A 16,686-nucleotide genomic window follows, 5' to 3' on the forward strand; every position below is an offset into this window, starting at 1 on the left:
CTATGTCCACCTAGTTAATAAATCACTATATGATTCGGGGCGATAAAATGGAGCAAGTCTTGGAAAAATGGGAATGCTTGAATGACGATTGTAACAGTTCGTTTCTGGTTGATAGAATTAGTGCTATAGATAAGATACTTTCTTGTCCTTTTTGCAGGGGTGAATGTGAAGCGGTAGCTCATTCAAATCCAACAACCGACTTAGTAATAATGGATCAATTAAATGGCTACTTGTATCCTTATTAAAGATAGGTAAGGAACGTGAGCATTTACAAGGAATAGTTTGATTGTATCCATAAATCCCATCATAGATCGTTGACTCTAGTTTTAGTGGATGGGTAAAATGGTCTTGTCCTTCTTCTATAATAACAAAGTACGTATGCTTTTAAAGCAAAGAGCAAAGCATTTTTGCTGCGGACGTTACGAACGCCAATCTTTTAGATACGTAATAATATTATCGATTATCGTAATAAAATCATGAAATAACGTACATATTCAGACGAAGTCGTTCCTTATGGGGCGGCTTTTTCTATTTTATAATTTAGGATTTTAGGAGGAATAGTGATGAAGAAGTTAAACAGGCTTAAGGACCCACCGGTATATAAGCAGCCAGCTAAGTGCAAGAGGTGCATTTGGGGCGAATGGACAGGCACTAAACAGTTTTGTAGCAGAGTGAAATGCCAGAAGGAAAAAACTCCCCGAGTGTCGAATTTGTGATATTAATAATTAGGAGGGTGTTTATTAATGTATATATTTAAATATTTAACCGTTCTATTTTACATCATTGCGGTTTTTGGTAATTATCAGTTGTTGAGGCATAAGGATTTAAATCGAAAAAAATGGATTATTTTAGGTGGTCCAATAAGTACAATAATTTTACTGTTCTTAAATGATAAAGGGCAAGAATGCGATGATAAGGTATTAAATTTTTTCATAAAGATAACGGAAGGTAGTAAGGGGATTCCTAACTGGAAATATCTTAATAAAGTCGTTGAAGATATAAAAAATGAAGAACTAGAGAAGAAAGATAAACAAAAATTACAAGCACTTATTAATTATGAATTAGAAGCTAAGAGAAATGCCTTGAATGTGTTTATATTCTCTAGTACAGCAGCGGTGTCAATGTTCATACTTATTTTATCAATTTCTAAACCAGAAAACGAAACTAATATTTTTGAAATAGTATTGACATCCTTAGCTGCATTACTTCCTTTATTATTAATTTATAGTTTTATACTTCTCTCAGTTGTTAGAGCTACTACTCGTATCAAAATTGTGAAAGAAGCGTTAGAGATTAATGAATCAGATTTAGCATCCTAACCGGGTGCTTTTTCTTTTTCCTTCATGTCACTCTACAAGCTCATTCCAGGCACGTATGTTCTTGTATTACAAATATCGGATGAAGGATATAAAACGTCAGAATGGTACCATTGCGTTGGCGTGTGAGTCTGTTTTCGTCTCATCTTAAAAACCAACTTAACTCATAGGAGGTGTCTATTATCGACATCAGGACTATTACTATCGATAAGATTAATACAACGGTTTATAACCCGAGAGCTGACCTTCAGCCTGAGGATCCAGAGTATGAGAAATTAAAGAGATCCATTGAACAATTCGGCTACATCGATCCAATCATTCGGAATGAACGTACCGGGAACATGGTCGGTAGACATCAGTGTTATAAGATTATGGTTAATGAGAAAGGCCATACAGAGTTAGCCGTATCCGTTGTGGATCTGGACGACCAACAAGAGAAGCTACTGAACATCGCACTGAACAAAGTCTCTGGTCGTTGGGATGATGAAGCGCTGGCCCGATTACTGGATGACCTACAGGTTAACGGAGCTGATCTGGATTTGACTCGAACGAAATTGAAGGACTTATCGAAGAATTCAAGGAGCTGCCTGATGATCAACTGGGTGACTTTGAGAACCGTGAACTGGACGTATCTGATTTTGATGAGTCTAGGTTTGATTGTAAATGTCCAAGGTGCGGGTTTGTATTTGATCGAGAGGAAGTATCATGAGCCGTCCAGCATGGGATTGGAAGCTGTCTGATTTAGCGGCTGTCCCTCAGCATGGTCGGACAGTGTTCAGTTGCTTCAGTTGCGGTGGTGGTTCCACGATGGGCTATAAGCTGGCTAGGTATAAGATGTTGGGTAATGTTGAGATTGATCCACAGATGATGCGTATATATCGGAAGAAACATAGCCCACCACATCCTTTCTTGATACCGATTCAGGATATAGATATCGAATTGCAGAAGGATGAATTGTAAACACTTCACTTGATTTTGTACCGTCCAGACGGTATAGTAAATTCGGGTGGTGATAAGATGAGCGAAACGAATAAAACGCCAAAACGAATCCAAATACTAATGGCAGCATCTAAAATTGTTAAAGAGCTCGGGTTAGAACATTTAACGCTTGATGCAGTAGCAAAGGAAGCAGGTATTAGCAAAGGAGGTTTGCTGTATCATTTTCCAACCAAAGATGCATTAATCTTAGGTATGGTCCAAGAGTTGACAAATCGATTTTCAACTGAAGTGGATCAGAAGGTTAAGGAAGATCGAAAAGAAAAGGGCAAATGGAGCAGAGCCTATCTTGAGGCAACTGCTAATAGTTCTAATGATATGAATTCAGTATTAGCAGCAGTTCTTTTTACAGGACCTAGTGTAGTGGAAGGATTACACGAGCAATATAAAACATGGCAAAAGAATATTGAAAATGATGGTTTGAACCCTGTACACTCCACAATTATAAGACTTGTCGCGGACGGGTTATGGTTTACTGATATGTTTGGTCTTGCTCCACCTGACGATGATTTGAAGAAAAAAATAATCCATGAGTTAACAAACTGGACAGGGGAGGTGAAGTAATGGCATATTTCTTTTTGGCTATCTCAATTGCAAGTGAGCTTGTCGGGACTTCTATGCTGAAAGCTTCTCAAGGGTTTACTAAACTAACTCCCTCACTCGTAACGATTATCAGCTTTGTTTGTTCATTTTATTTTTTGTCTTTGTCACTTAAATCAATCCCTTTAAACACTGCTTATGCTATTTGGTCAGGGATCGGTGCGGTAGCGACGACTGTTATTTCAGTTATGATTTGGAAAGAAAAAATTAATTTAGGGAGTATTGCTGGCATTGCATTGATTATTGTTGGAGTAGTTGTTCTTAATTTACTTGGTCCTGGTCATGGACCTTCAAATGAAGATGCAACTAAATTAGAAACGTCGGTATCTAAATAAACATATAAGGAAAAGGCGAGCATATCTGGCTCGCTTTTTTTGTTGGGGGTGGTGATGGTGTAACATGGCGAGAGAGAAGCCCAGAACGGGACAAGGTAAAGCAAATGTGGCTGGAGGAGGCGGGACGATGAAGCTAGAGTACATTTCCGCTGCTCTCTCCACTGGGGAAAGTAAGGTCCGGAAGTGGAAGTCACTGGACCGATGGGAAGACGATCTCAAAGGGAGCGTTCCACATAAACTTGAAACAAAGATCGCGAGTTCGGACAGAGAGAACAAAAATGCAATATTTGAAATATATAATTTACTAGGCGGTGAGTGATGAATATCATGAGCTGTCTTTTATTTTGGCTTCTCATGAAAACAGTGAAGGGAGGTGGAATGAATATGGTAATCGTAATGGTATCTCTAATTATTTGGGGCGACATTACTTTTGAACAAGTGCCGGATAACAGCAGGGTGCAGTTAGAGCGAAGCTTGAAGCACAGAGGCTTAATGAAAATGGACAACCCATAGAAACAGTTTAGACACGCCGCATATGGAGCGTGCTTTTTTATGCCTTCGGAGCCGATCTGGAGATTATAAAAAACGCTAAATAAATATAATAATTTACAACATTTAGGAATTTTATCACATTATTTTGTAGAAATATAGCGATATAATAGAGTCGAATCGGCCGATTCAAACTAGCTAGGAAGGGTGGAAGAATATGAAATCTAAAAAATTGGTTTCAGTCCTCCTTGCTATTAATTGGTATGATACAAGAGATACTGGAACGGGACCGGAAAAATTCGGAATTAATAAGTATTCTAATAACAAAGGGCCCTTTAGTAGATGTACTGATTATGTAATCTTCAATAATATTCTTTCTTTTGAAGCGAATGAGTATACAAACTAAGATATTAAGAGCTCTGCGGGAATCGCTAACGAGGCTTTTATCTGTTTCTAACCTCAATATAATCTCCCTTTAAGGTTTATCTTCTTCTATATAGATAACCCCTTTTAATAACATATACGTAAGATCCTGCTGGCATGTGCTGACAGGGTCTTTTATTTACCGTGTAACCCTTACTAATCCCTAATTACTACATAAGATATGAGGTACCTTAAATCAAAGGAGGTTGTACTCATGAGTGAAGTTGTTGGAGGATATGGCGGTGTTGGTGGGTTTGGTGGTGGAGGTATAGGGGCAATTTTAGTTCTGTTCATTTTATTAGTTATCATTTCCAAAGCTTTCTTATACTAAACTAATAGCTATTTTATCCTTAAAAAGATCTTGTTGGCTGGGTCTTTTTTCCTTGGAAGAAAAATTTCCTTTGCCATTAAACCCAATCTTCATTTTATGTTCTAACATATAGTAAGGGGTACTCAATTGAAAATGGAGGAATTACTACGAGAGAAATTGCTGGAGGTTAAGGTGGCGGGCCTCAACTGCCGTAATCTTTGTGCTGTTCGTCCTGATGGTAATTATCTCTAAGCTGATTTGAGTAAAACCGCTCATACTCCTTTCATTAACCCGTCGTTATTGTGGACTGACGGGTATTTTTTGATGGTAGAGAGTTAAGAAGGTTTTAGGGAGTTGATCAGGATTAACTAATCAAGTACGAAATTTTTACATAATAAATCCAATCACAAACGAAGCCACCCGGTTCTCCGAGAGGCTCTCTCTAGATATACCATAAATCATCTATACAATCTGGTGAGTACTTTTTTCAATTCAAGGCCTCGAATAACGAACCTGAATAGAACTTGCTTTATCGTTCCAAGATCTTCCTGGTTCCATCTGATGGTCTCCCAAATTTATCGTTCTATTATAATACTGAGCATTATCGAAATAAATTCCAAACCCAGAGAAGTCTATAAATTGCCAGAGAACAGTATACCCCGTCGCGGCGGTACTTAGAGAACTAATCTTGTTGTCCCAACCTGCCCAACTAATTCCTATATCACGAATATCATCTCCAACAGCTACATACCTATAGCCTCCACCTTTATTGGCATCATAATAGAAATCGGTGCAGCACGCACCTGTTCCTCGAGTAGACACATTTTTTGTCGATTGTGGGTTATTTTGAATATGTTCTAACAATCGTGCCTCACTGGTAAAACCTAATTGAATGTCATTACCATTTTCATCACCAGTCATCAAGACTACATTTACCGTAGCATCAGATGTGGCTGATACAGTTTTCTCACCATCAATCGAAACATAGCTACTTTGCTCAGTCACTGCAAATGAAATCGATGCAAAAGAGAAGATAACCATACTAACAACACTTAAACTCAAACAAATTCTTCTTAACATTTTTTTTACCACAATCCCTCCATTTTTAGATGTTTTCCATTAATACCTAAACGTATGAAGATTGCAAATAATAAAGAACCTGGCATAATGAAACTCATCTCGTATCCAAGGAAATTGTTGCCTTGTCGTATTTGTCCAATCATCGTTTGGGACGGAATCCATAGCTATGTACGGAAAACTGTGGACCTTATTGCTATACTCAAGGATATCTTACTTGAAGTGGAGGAGTAATAAGAAGCTTGAATACTACATACAAAGTTCTCACCACGGATACTGACCTATTTGCTGCAGCTTTCGCTCAAGTCTGAGTATATGTCGTACAGATCAATGAGGATCAACCTGATTGTATAGTGGATTATGGTGGGTCAGTGCAGAAGCATACTCCTAATTCCATCAAAATTTCCGACTCATATTATCTGCGAGACGGATTTGAGTTTCGTGTGCATTTGAAAAGTGGCGTATAAATTAACGCAATCTACATATGATTGGAGTTGGGTAAATGTCGGATCAAGAAGAACGAATACGATAACTTGAACACCATATTCATACGTTGGAAAGTAACTCGAATCAAGGTAGAGATTTTTGGAAAAAAGTTGTATGGGCTTTGTTAGGGATTTTTCTGGTTATTCACCTTATTCAATTCGTTATTGGAGTGCTCCAGTTTATAGCTTTTTAATAGTAAATACCCCTTAAAGCTCACGCTTTGCGAGGTATCTTTGCTTTCTACTAATGCAGTATCTGAGCAATACGCTCTATGTCTTCAATATCCTCGTAAGGAATCCACGTTGGACCTTCTGACGTTCGTATCTTAGCGCGTTCAGGATCGGCTGATACTTCTGTCACTCCTGTTATTACCTCGCCGTTATTAAGCTTCACATTTACCATCTGATGCATCACCGCAGCAATATGTAATTCGTTCATTTTATTCATTTAATCACTCCGTTCATACATTCGATATTCTCCCAAACCAAGAATAAACCCTTCTTCCTTGGAAAAACAATTCATTTGAATAAAGAACACTCGTTCTCATATAATACAAACAAATGTTCTTATTAGGAGTGAATAACATGCCAGTGAAGTATGTTGGGAAAATCATCGAAATCATGTATATGGACCAATCAGGAAAGATCACGCAGCGGCGCATTGAAGTGAATAGTAACTGTAACGGATTGATCAGAGCTACCTGTCTAATGACTGGATCACCACGCACGTTCCGTATCGATAACATATTGGCATGGCAAGCTCCAAGAACAGCAGTACGGGAGGCGTCTAATGCTAGTTGATGCGGAGCGTAAGCTATTAAGGGTGCTATATAACTATTATAGACGGCACAATGTAATACCGACCATGGGAGACTTGGAAAGATTTACAGGCAGGAATATGAACAGTGTACGGGAAAGCCTGACAGAGTTGGAGAGTCTGAACTACGCCAGAAACCTTTGTATACCAAGGGTTTTTTTGTTTGTCTAGAGTGCTAAAGAGAATAGAAGTGATTACCCAGAAACATAAAAAATAGTATTTATTCACATTTTGGTCAACGGCATCTCGTTGCATATTTGGTAACAGGCGAGATGGCGATCAAGGTATATATGCAAACTACTCTGTCCAAGTCGCTTAACTCCTCTTTCTTATTTTAATGAAAGGTTAAGAACGCAAGTTATTTTTTCCAACATAAATTTTTTTCGAAAGGGAGACAATATATTTTGGGGGAAAAAATTGTAGGAGGGCTTACCATGAAGAAGATTTCTGTTGCTATTTTATCCGCATGTTTATTGCTTTCAACTGTTTCTGCAGCAAGCGCTGCTCCGCTACATGAAACTCATGAAAAGAAAATGCATGAGAAAAAAATCCATGCCAAATCGTTGCATAAAGAAAAGGAACATAAGAAAAAAGAGAAAGAACTTCACATGAAGAGTCATAAAACAAAAACCATCAAAACCAAAGCCACAAAAATGCCGAAGTCTGGTTTTGGCGGTGCAAGTGAGCAAACAGAATAAGGAGGATGAAAGAGGGAATAAAAACCCCTCTTTCTTTTTTTAAATTATGAAAACTTGGCGATGGCTCTATATAGTGCTGATGCTAGTGATTTTTACATTAATCTCTACGGGCTGTTTCCGTTCGGGTCAGCAAAAAAAGACGAACCACAACATTACATCTGATTCTGGACAGTGGCAGTCCAATCAAAGAAAACAGACCAGCACGAAAATACCGCATCAAAAAAAAATTGAATCAAATGTTTCCCTTCCGCAACCCTTTATGCCGAAACACCTCATCATTCCAACTATCAATGTATCCGCCAATATCAAGCCGGTAGGAGTTCTTGAAAATGGTCAAATGGACATTTTAAAAGCGACTGATGTCGTAGGTATTTTACATCCTGGTATTCTGGCTGGTGCAAAAGGAAATTTGGTTCTTGATGGACATGTTGACAGTTATACGGGTCCAGCGGTTTTTTTTAATTTGAAAAAACTGAAACCTGGAGACGTAATTATTATTCGTGATAATAAGGATCACCAGTTAACCTATAGAGTTGAGTCCGTCGAAACGTTTATTACTTCGCAAGCCCCTATACACCGGATTTTTGGGGAAACAGATGACATACGTTTAAACCTTATTACTTGTACTGGAAGATATAGCCGAAAGAAAAAAGAACATGAACAAAGACTTATTGTCTTTGCGAAGCTGGATGGTGAGAAATGAGAGCCTTTGAAAAAATTAGATTGGTTTATATTTTGATTTTTCTAGCCTTATTTTTTAGCCTTACAGAAAAAATCGATGCCAATGAAAATAAGCAAAAGAAAGAAATTGAAGAGACACTGAACCATATTTTTAAGCAAAGAGCCGGAATAATGATAAATCAAAATATCCATGAGTTAGAGACCCATTACTTAATCAATCAACAATTGAGTAGTAACGCCTATCGAAACGAGAAGAATCGGATTAACTATGTCAATGAATGGGCTAAAAAAAGAGCGATAAGGCTGGTGAATGCCAATAGTGATATTCGTTTAGTTCGTTTGAATATAAGAGAGAATACGGCTATTGTTTCACTGGTCCAATCATTTAAACTTAGTTATGATTACTTAAACAAGATTGTTCCGGTACAGACCTTCGGTGTAGGCACTCGGCACTTTATTACACTGAAAAAAATAGATGGAAAATGGATAATTTGTAAAGAATGGTATTTGGACCCGCTTGATGAAAATCCTAACAAAATTGCAGAAACTCCTAATGGGATTGCTCCATCAGCTAAAGCCAAGTCAGAAATTTATAAAGGTAAAAAATATAACCGTTCCCAAGCGATTAGTTATGCTAATAAATATGCCGGGGCAGCTTTGGGAGCCGGCAACAATCATCGTTACAACAGAAAGTATTTAGATTACACTGGTCAAGGTGGCGATTGTACAAATTTCTCTTCTCAAGTAATTGGTGATGTAGAAGCAGGTGGCTTACCTATGACTGGTGCATGGCGTTACATTAAAGGGGCTGGTGGTAGCCAGAGTTGGATCAGAACCGATTCCTTTAGTAATTACATTTTACGTAGTGGTTACGGTGAACTCGTGTCTAAAGGAGACTTGCGTCACATTGTTACTCCAACTAAAAAGCATCCCGATGGAGCTATTTCACATATTCAACCAGGAGACTTAATTGGATATATAATAGACAATAACGATGTCGATCATTTTTCAATTGTTGTTGATTTTGATAAATATGGGTATCCTCTTGTAAATTCACATACAGCAGATCGCTATCGGGTTCCATTCGACTTAGGTTGGGACAAGAACACAAAGTATGTACTGATTCACATTAAGGACTAAGGAAATTGTAGCTTGTCAGCATAACCTTTTTTCAATGTCATAAAATAAAGACAAATGATATTGATGGTTATGCTGGGAGGCAATATGAAAATACCCCGCTTGTTGAAGCAATCTTTCACCAGAGCTACTGCAATGATAATTGTCAAACTGATTGGTTTGATTGGTCGTGTGATCTTAACAAGATTTGTTGGTGCCGAAGGAATAGGAATGTATCAAATTGCCTACTCTTTTTATGGTTTTTTAATTATGCTTTCAGGGGGATTACCCACGGCATTGGCTATTATAACAGCAAAAAAAACGGAGGTTGGATGGCATTTTCTAAAAATAATTTCTCTTTTTCTTGTACTTTTAGGCAGTTGTATAAGTTTGATCGTTTTTTGGAATTCGACCCTAATAGCAGAGTTGTTGGGTAACCCCCGCTTGGATTATGCTCTGCGAAGTCTTGCGCCGGCCATTTTGGCAGCACCTTTATTAGGCTTGTTGAGGGGTTATCTGCAAGGTCAAGAGCAATTTGGTATTATTGCAGCTTCGGAAGTAATTGAACAAGCCTGTCGAATTTCTTGTATGCTGTTAATTGTCTATCACTTGTTGCCGTTTGGAATAGACCGAGCGGTAGGGGCGGAATTTATGCTACTTTTATAGGATCATTTATCTCATTTGTTACTTTAACTATTTATGTCTCGATGGATAAGAAAAAGTTATTTCGCTCTCCTTACAAATCCTCAACCCTGCCGTTTGTCTGGTTTTTCAGAACTTCCTTTATTATTTCATTCACTCGTATGCTTATCCCAGCTTCTGAATTTATTGATGCTATTCTTATTCCTAATCGATTAATTTCAGCGGGATATAGTACCTCAGAGGCTACCTCAATATACGGTATCATTATTGGAATGGCGACAACCATTGCCTATACGCCTACCCTTGTAACAGGAGCACTGAGCCATACCATCACCATGCGAATTGCATCCTACTGGCAGCAAGGAAACTTTGATAAATTTCACAGCCTTTCACGTCTTTCTCTAAAAATAGGGTGGTTATGGGGATTATTCTCTGCAACATTTTTATTTGTCTATGCCAAAGAGCTTTCATTATTCATATTCAACACCGAGGATGCCTTTCTATCGATAAAATACTTGGCAGCAATCCCGCTTATCGTCGGATTTCGGGAAATATCGACAAGTATATTATGGTCAAAGGATGTTAGGAAAACTCCCTTTATAGGGCTCATAGTAGGGATTTCATGCTCTATAGTTTTACAATATTTTCTAATTGGGATCCCTAAACTGGGTTATATTGGCGCAGCAGCAGGTATTCTATCAATGGAGATTATATCGATGATTTGGAACTTTAAAGCATTAAATATAAGCAAATATAAGTTGAAGAAAACTTTTCCCTTTATTTTTCTAGATACTGCCGTTATTTTTTTCATAATGTTGCTATCTTATTATTTTATTTATTCATTTCAAGAAACTTTAATAGATACTACAAGATTTATAATAACTGGATGTCTATATTTTTTAATCTCAGGCTTTTATATGTATATTCGTTTGGCGCCAGCTCTTAAAATAAATAAAAACTAACTAATGATATCGAAATCATCATTATAAAAAATACATATTTCTTGGCTATATAACTAAGCAAGCATTAAGTAAGTATTATTCTTTTTTAATTAAAGAGGAGAACCCCGCATGACTAACATATTTTTAATGACGATGTCATAATGGACAAAACATATCCCATATGCCTAAAGTAAGTGTCTTTTTACAAAGGAGGGATATAAGTGGATCCATTTGTCGTTCGATCGTTAGACGAGATACGGTTTTGGTCTAGGATCATGAAGGAACATTCATTTTTCCTGGGGTTAGGTTTTAGAGCTGAAGATACTAAACTTATTAAAGAAGCTAATCAGTTTCACGCTATTTTTGAGAATATTGAGAGAAGATCGTATGAATTTAATAACGATACAGATCCTTACACAATCAGAGAGTTTAATACGGAGGTTCGGAATGCGGCGACTAATATTTGGGCATTTAAGAGAATGGTACTGGGCCTTATATTGCGATGCAAACTTCCGGGACAAACAAATTTCCCTTTACTAGTAGATCATATAAGTCGAGAAGCAAATTATTTCAGAAATCGCTTAGAGGAACTCAATTTAGGGAAACTCGAACCATTACCCGATGCTATTATCGATGAAAATATCTTCTTCTTAAAGATTATGGCCGATCACGCAAAATTTATTGGCCATTTACTTGATCCATCTGAACGTAAATTGGTCGAGCAAGCACGGGATTTTAGTCATGATTTTGATACGCTGATGTTCCAAGCAATTGATTTAAGTAATATGCGACCACAATCTCAAACGGTTCCGCTACTAAGCCAATTTGTTGATGAAAACCGAGTCTCTGTTAAATCTTTGCGTGATTTTAAGAAAACGGCACGTGATTTAATCGACGAATGCCGAATAAAAAGTATTATCCATCCTTTGTTAGCAGACCATGTATTTCGTGAAGCTGAACGGTTCCTTTTCATTCTCGATATGTTTGATCAATCCTTATCAGGTGTTAAAGTGAACAAAAAAGAAATAATGCATTGATTTTTCGTTGATAAAGAGAGATGGTTACGGATAGAAAATATCAATAACAAGTTGTAGATGTCCATGGAGAGTTTCTATGTATTAACAATCTACAAAATGAAGACCCGCAGAATTATCTGCGGGTCTTCATTTATGCTTGAATATCTAAGTTTCTTCCTAAATTAGGATTAGCACTTTGTTCAAGCATTTGTACGAGATTGTTGCTTTGGATGTCTGCTTGATTTTTGGCTAGAGTTAATAACTTGATTCCAACAGCTTGTGACAATGAAGCCTGGTTCATTGAGATAGATAATGCTGCAATATCCATATGACACCTCCCTTTTATATATATCGACATATGAGGACGCTTAATGAATCATTAGATATCAGGGCTTGTCTCAAAAATCATCATAAGTTGACTGTGGACAGCTCTTCTTCATTCTTAAGAAAACGTACAACGTAAATAGTTAATATTAAAAAAAGCTTGAAATTAATCGTAGAACGTTATATAATAAAAAAGCTGAAATTGACAACAGATTGTTCTTAGTAACAGAGCAAGTACAAGTTGTACGTCTTATTGTGCCGGAGTGGCGGAATTGGCAGACGCACAGGACTTAAAATCCTGCGGTAGGTGACTACCGTACCGGTTCGATTCCGGTCTTCGGCATCATGAATAACAAGTTTAAGTAAAATAGGCCGGCTCCGCTATGCGGGGTCGGCTTATTTTTGTAATACAGAGAAGGAAAAGAGGGCAATGTATGTTTGGTAATGATTGGGATGATATTTTACAGGATGAAATGAAAGAACCATATTTTCTGAATTTACAACAAACAATAGAGCGGGAATACAAGGATCATACCGTTTATCCTCCTCAGGAAAATGTGTATCAGGCACTCAAGTTGACGCCTTACCAAGAGACGAAGGCTCTTATATTAGGTCAGGACCCCTATCATGGTGCAGGACAAGCACATGGACTTAGTTTCTCTGTTCTACCAGGGGTACGTATTCCGCCTTCGTTACGAAATATGTATAAAGAACTTCATGCCGATCTAGGCATTGATATACCGAATCACGGTTGCTTAACACATTGGGGTCAGGAAGGGGTTCTTCTACTAAATACTGTACTTACAGTACGTGAAGGTCAGCCGGCCTCTCACCAAGGATTAGGCTGGGAGCTTTTTACGGATGCTATCATCAAAAAGTTGAATGAAAGGGAAGAGTCATTGGTATTTATACTATGGGGAAGTCATGCTATTAAAAAAACACATTTAATTAATACAAATATACATAAGATTGTGCAGTCTACGCATCCAAGTCCATTAGCAGCATATCGTGGATTTTTAGGAAGTCGTCCTTTTTCGCAATGTAATGAGTTCTTAGAATCTGTAGACAAAATACCGATTGACTGGGCAATTCCCAATCTTTGAGGCTATATTCGTGGACAGGAGGTGGCCTTTAGATGAAGCATTGGATCGGGAGGCAAGTGATCGTATACAGTGATACTGAGCATCACCCTCCAATAATAGGCATACTGCGTAGATGGGATAGTTCTGGATTCTGTATTGTGGGTGGAACGTATAACAAAAAAATTTATTTTCGTAATATTCGTAAAATAGAAAAGGTTAATGGAAGCCGTGAGAGCCAGAGTTCATCTCTTCATTCGGTAGGTTACATAATGAATACGTCACTTCAATTTGATAATGCTATTTATTTTAAGTCATTCGTCATGATTTGGAACAAGGATGAGCTGTTCGCTTATGGAGTTACGCTTATGGCTCATGATAACGAAACCGTAACTTTGTCAGATGATAGAATATTGTATAAAGATCAATTTCAATTCGTAGTACGCTCTTTGCGGAGTAAATTATAGTAACATCTTTAATATTGAGTTCAGATCTTATCTTTTACGTTGATCTTTCCGATATATGGAATAGATAGAATAAAGAGTTTTGTTCAGGTAGAGAAGATATAGATAAAGGAGAGAAGTTAATGAATCGTTGTACTAGATTGTCTAAACTACTCGTGGTTCTCATGATGCTGGTAGCTATAGTTATTCCTGCGGGAACGGGATATGCAGAGGAAGTGATTACCTCACTTGAATATGATAAGCCCGATAATATTGAAATTTCACTTGGTGTTGAGGGCGTTTCTGTAAGGATCTGGGGTGTGAATTCGGTAGAGGAGACTAAGCGGGATTATTCTGCTAAGGTTGAGTGGTCATTGAGTGATGATAAGATTATTAAAGTTGAGAAGGGTGTCCTTACACCGCTTGCGGAGGGGACAGTAACTCTTACCGCTAAATATCAAAACTTTCAAGTAAATAAGCAAATCAAGGTTACGGCATCCAAAGTAGTGGAAAAGGTAGTGAATCTAAAAGCTTCGGAGAATAGCTATACGCTATTAGCTGGTAGTGAACAGAAGCTACCTGTCATTGAGGCAGGGTTAGAGAGTGGAACGAAAGTAGATGTATCAGATAAAGTAAGTTGGGTATCCACATCTAATAAGATAATCACTATTAAGGATGGCAAGATTAAGGGTATGTCTGTTGGGAAAACAACAATTAAAGCGATGTACTCTGGAAAGTTCGTCAAAGTACCAGTCACTGTCGAACAGAAGATAGCCACTCTTACGGTCCAGCCTAAGAACATCGCTCTAATCGCTGGAAAGTCCGTAGCTTTGAAAGTGACAGGTGTGAACTCGGCGGGTAAAAGTGTGGTGTTATCAACCAAGGTAAAATGGGTGTCATCTGATACGAGTGTGGCAACGATTAAAGGGGCATCTGTAAAGGGTGTTGCGAATGGAACAACGACTTTGACAGGTTCATATCAAGGGATTCCGATTACAGTAAATGTTAGTGTAGTTCCAAAGCTGCTGAAGTTAACCTCGTCGACAAAGAATTATAGTTTTATTGTTGGTGGGGGTCAGAAGCTACCATTGATTCAGGCTGAATATGCAGATGGAACGAAATTAGATGTGTCAGATAAAGTAAGTTGGGTGTCTACATCAACAAAAGTACTGATGATTAAGGATGGAAGTCTAACGGCTGTATCTAAGGGAAAAGCAGCAGTGAAAGCTACATACCTAGGTAAATATATTAAGGTTCCTGTCACGGTCGAACAGAAGATAACTTCTCTTACAGTTGAGCCTAACAGCGTTGTACTGACTATAGGGAAGACTAAACCTATTAAAGTGACGGGTGTGAACTCTACTGGAGATCGCTCAGTATTATCTGCTAAAGTGAATTGGGTTTCGTCGAATACGAGTGTAATTACGGTTAAAGGTGCCACGATCAGGGCGATAGGTACGGGGTCAGCTACGCTCACCGGTTCGTATCAAGGGGTTCCTGTCACGTTAAGTGTTAGCGTAGTACCAAAAGGATAAATGACTAAAAATGCCCAATCTGTTGCAGTAAGCTTGCATCGAATTGGGTATTTTTTAATAGACGAAGTTGTTTATCTTTGATTTAAGAGCTTATTTAATGATTTCTTCGACCTTATCGGATAGAAAGAGCCCATAAATACGTACAATAATGATTTTTGAATTTGTTGAGCGATGATAATAATAACAATGGACCAAATGGCTATCGTTGGAGACACGGTTAGAGCACGACCTACTATGAAATTGCTTAGTGCTGTGTCGATTTCTTTACATACTTCTTTACCGTCTCTACGGTAGCTTCTAGGAAGCAATATGCCATCATTAAGTATTAGAGGCAGTTAGAATGGATGAAAAAAGGAAGGCAATTATCGCCTTCCCTTCCCTTAAATCATACTAGAAACATCTGTGGTGTCTTCTTCTGTGGCGGCGTTTTGCAGTGACGAGTACTTTTTGACCCGGACGTAAAGTAATTTTAATTGCTCTTCTAGAATGTCTCGACATGTGAATCACCTCCTAACTAACAACAATTTATGAACAATTCATGTAAAAAGTGTGGGGGGAAATGTAAAATAGGGAGATGCCACGCCATTATTTCTCTCACTCATAATGAAGTGAATTTTAGAAGAAACTTAACAGCTTAACCTGACAAAGTTTTTTGTTCGTATTTTGTTCTTGTTTTTCTTGTCAAAAGTTTGAGTTCTGTGATATATTCCAGACTTAGACTTTTTTTATTATGTGAAGGGAGAATGGTAAGTGAGAAAGTTGAAAAAGACGCTATCAAGCTTTATTATTGCTGCCATTGTGGCTGCCGTAGCCTACTATTTGAATTTGGATGTGTCGCTTAAGTCTGTTCCTGTTCATCAAAGCACGGAGTCTGATTATACTTTGGTGTTCCCAGGTGATCGATATCCAGAGACTGCAACTCATATACAGAAGGCTATAGAAGCAGGGCATTCTGCGATATGTACGATTGATCGATCTGGGGCAGAAGAGAATCGTAATGAATCTTTAAAGGGGATAGCAACCAAAAAAGGCTATGATCGTGATGAGTGGCCTATGGCCATGTGTGCAGAAGGTGGAGCAGGCGCAGATATAGAGTACATAAGCCCTAAGGATAATAGAGGTGCAGGATCTTGGGTTGGACATCAGCTTGAGAATTATGTGGAGGGTGCAAGAGTGGAATTTATATTTGAGTGATAGGTTATGGCGTGAAAGGTAATGCTGGCTAAACTGGGTAGATATAATAAAATAGACTGCTGCTAAGCAGTTATTATGATTGAACATCAAGTATACAAAAACTTGATGTTTTTTTTGCGAATGCTCGTAGTCTGATTCACTCCATTGAAATATAATGCTAATGATTGTT

General features: G+C 38.0%; 23 protein-coding genes and 1 tRNA gene. 21 read left to right on the forward strand and 3 right to left on the reverse strand.

All coding sequences use genetic code 11. From position 1 onward, the window contains the following. Nucleotides 1-743 precede the first annotated feature (743 nt). From UB51_RS03920 to UB51_RS26825, 9 genes are all read left to right on the forward strand, one after another. A complete protein-coding gene (locus UB51_RS03920) occupies nucleotides 744-1,319 on the forward strand; it encodes a hypothetical protein (RefSeq protein ID WP_044876171.1) in 576 nt (191 codons plus the stop codon). Nucleotides 1,320-1,489: 170 nt separating this feature from the next. Then, complete coding sequence (locus tag UB51_RS03925) at nucleotides 1,490-2,056, forward strand: ParB N-terminal domain-containing protein (RefSeq protein WP_234405537.1); 567 nt, start codon at nucleotides 1,490-1,492, stop codon at nucleotides 2,054-2,056. Next, complete coding sequence (locus UB51_RS03930; protein WP_044879875.1) at nucleotides 2,022-2,276, forward strand: DNA cytosine methyltransferase; 255 nt, start codon at nucleotides 2,022-2,024, stop codon at nucleotides 2,274-2,276. Before UB51_RS03925 ends, UB51_RS03930 begins: the two co-directional genes overlap by 35 nt. A 57-nt stretch (nucleotides 2,277-2,333) precedes the next feature. Further along, on the forward strand, nucleotides 2,334-2,876 hold the full coding sequence (locus tag UB51_RS03935) for a TetR/AcrR family transcriptional regulator (RefSeq protein WP_044876172.1): 543 nt from the start codon (nucleotides 2,334-2,336) through the stop codon (nucleotides 2,874-2,876). Continuing rightward, nucleotides 2,876-3,247, forward strand: coding sequence for a DMT family transporter (locus UB51_RS03940; RefSeq protein WP_044876173.1), 372 nt, complete (start codon nucleotides 2,876-2,878; stop codon nucleotides 3,245-3,247). Before UB51_RS03935 ends, UB51_RS03940 begins: the two co-directional genes overlap by 1 nt. Nucleotides 3,248-3,311: 64 nt before the next feature. Beyond that, on the forward strand, nucleotides 3,312-3,566 hold the full coding sequence (locus UB51_RS03945) for a phage terminase small subunit-related protein (protein ID WP_044876174.1): 255 nt from the start codon (nucleotides 3,312-3,314) through the stop codon (nucleotides 3,564-3,566). A gap of 65 nt (nucleotides 3,567-3,631) precedes the next feature. Then, entirely contained in the window at nucleotides 3,632-3,760 is a 129-nt protein-coding gene (locus tag UB51_RS29245; RefSeq protein WP_267884724.1) for a hypothetical protein, read from the forward strand. Nucleotides 3,761-3,953: 193 nt separating this feature from the next. After that, complete coding sequence (locus UB51_RS03955) at nucleotides 3,954-4,142, forward strand: hypothetical protein (protein ID WP_044876176.1); 189 nt, start codon at nucleotides 3,954-3,956, stop codon at nucleotides 4,140-4,142. A 231-nt stretch (nucleotides 4,143-4,373) separates the two neighbouring features. Further along, nucleotides 4,374-4,490, forward strand: coding sequence for a sporulation protein YjcZ (locus tag UB51_RS26825; protein WP_082063025.1), 117 nt, complete (start codon nucleotides 4,374-4,376; stop codon nucleotides 4,488-4,490). 471 nt (nucleotides 4,491-4,961) lie between these two features. Here the strand turns inward: UB51_RS26825 and UB51_RS03960 are convergent, their stop codons facing one another. Then, complete coding sequence (locus UB51_RS03960) at nucleotides 4,962-5,531, reverse strand: hypothetical protein (protein WP_044876177.1); 570 nt, start codon at nucleotides 5,529-5,531, stop codon at nucleotides 4,962-4,964. A 744-nt stretch (nucleotides 5,532-6,275) separates the two neighbouring features. Then, on the reverse strand, nucleotides 6,276-6,479 hold the full coding sequence (locus tag UB51_RS03965) for a hypothetical protein (protein WP_044876178.1): 204 nt from the start codon (nucleotides 6,477-6,479) through the stop codon (nucleotides 6,276-6,278). 137 nt (nucleotides 6,480-6,616) lie between these two features. Here UB51_RS03965 and UB51_RS03970 point away from each other — a divergent pair, with 137 nt between their 5' ends. The 7 genes from UB51_RS03970 to UB51_RS04000 all read left to right on the forward strand — a co-directional run bounded on the left by UB51_RS03970 (nucleotide 6,617) and on the right by UB51_RS04000 (nucleotide 11,963). Then, nucleotides 6,617-6,832, forward strand: coding sequence for a hypothetical protein (locus UB51_RS03970; protein WP_044876179.1), 216 nt, complete (start codon nucleotides 6,617-6,619; stop codon nucleotides 6,830-6,832). A 450-nt stretch (nucleotides 6,833-7,282) separates the two neighbouring features. Next, the gene (locus UB51_RS03980; protein ID WP_044876181.1) at nucleotides 7,283-7,546 is read left to right on the forward strand and encodes a hypothetical protein; all 264 of its coding nucleotides are present in this window, start codon (nucleotides 7,283-7,285) and stop codon (nucleotides 7,544-7,546) included. Nucleotides 7,547-7,631: 85 nt separating this feature from the next. Continuing rightward, nucleotides 7,632-8,249, forward strand: a complete 618-nt coding sequence (locus UB51_RS03985) for a class F sortase (protein ID WP_160297222.1) — start codon at nucleotides 7,632-7,634, stop codon at nucleotides 8,247-8,249. Next, entirely contained in the window at nucleotides 8,246-9,367 is a 1,122-nt protein-coding gene (locus UB51_RS03990) for an amidase domain-containing protein (RefSeq protein WP_044876182.1), read from the forward strand. The genes UB51_RS03985 and UB51_RS03990 overlap by 4 nt, the downstream gene beginning before the upstream one ends. Before the next feature lie 84 nt (nucleotides 9,368-9,451). After that, nucleotides 9,452-10,009, forward strand: coding sequence for an oligosaccharide flippase family protein (locus UB51_RS28685; protein WP_052675746.1), 558 nt, complete (start codon nucleotides 9,452-9,454; stop codon nucleotides 10,007-10,009). Between the two features lie 41 nt (nucleotides 10,010-10,050). Further along, entirely contained in the window at nucleotides 10,051-10,947 is an 897-nt protein-coding gene (locus tag UB51_RS28690) for an MATE family efflux transporter (protein WP_234405538.1), read from the forward strand. A gap of 200 nt (nucleotides 10,948-11,147) precedes the next feature. After that, complete coding sequence (locus UB51_RS04000; protein ID WP_044876183.1) at nucleotides 11,148-11,963, forward strand: DUF2935 domain-containing protein; 816 nt, start codon at nucleotides 11,148-11,150, stop codon at nucleotides 11,961-11,963. A 130-nt stretch (nucleotides 11,964-12,093) separates the two neighbouring features. Here the strand turns inward: UB51_RS04000 and UB51_RS26840 are convergent, their stop codons facing one another. After that, on the reverse strand, nucleotides 12,094-12,270 hold the full coding sequence (locus UB51_RS26840) for a YjfB family protein (protein ID WP_082063028.1): 177 nt from the start codon (nucleotides 12,268-12,270) through the stop codon (nucleotides 12,094-12,096). Nucleotides 12,271-12,523: 253 nt separating this feature from the next. Here UB51_RS26840 and UB51_RS04005 point away from each other — a divergent pair. The 5 genes from UB51_RS04005 (at nucleotide 12,524) to UB51_RS04025 (ending at nucleotide 16,517) form a co-directional block, all read left to right on the forward strand. Further along, nucleotides 12,524-12,609, forward strand: a tRNA-Leu gene (locus UB51_RS04005). A gap of 91 nt (nucleotides 12,610-12,700) precedes the next feature. Then, nucleotides 12,701-13,369 (forward strand): uracil-DNA glycosylase, encoded by a 669-nt coding sequence (gene ung / locus UB51_RS04010; RefSeq protein ID WP_044876184.1) that lies wholly within the window; start codon nucleotides 12,701-12,703, stop codon nucleotides 13,367-13,369. 32 nt (nucleotides 13,370-13,401) lie between these two features. Next, nucleotides 13,402-13,812, forward strand: coding sequence for a hypothetical protein (locus UB51_RS04015; protein WP_044876185.1), 411 nt, complete (start codon nucleotides 13,402-13,404; stop codon nucleotides 13,810-13,812). A gap of 119 nt (nucleotides 13,813-13,931) precedes the next feature. Further along, nucleotides 13,932-15,323 carry a hypothetical protein gene (locus UB51_RS04020; protein WP_052675749.1) on the forward strand — a complete coding sequence of 464 codons (1,392 nt, stop codon included), beginning with the start codon at nucleotides 13,932-13,934 and terminating at the stop codon, nucleotides 15,321-15,323. An 819-nt stretch (nucleotides 15,324-16,142) separates the two neighbouring features. Next, complete coding sequence (locus tag UB51_RS04025) at nucleotides 16,143-16,517, forward strand: NucA/NucB deoxyribonuclease domain-containing protein (protein ID WP_445322369.1); 375 nt, start codon at nucleotides 16,143-16,145, stop codon at nucleotides 16,515-16,517. Nucleotides 16,518-16,686: the final 169 nt, after the last annotated feature.

The organism is Paenibacillus sp. IHBB 10380 (assembly GCF_000949425.1).
Lineage (GTDB): Bacteria > Bacillota > Bacilli > Paenibacillales > Paenibacillaceae > Paenibacillus_AQ.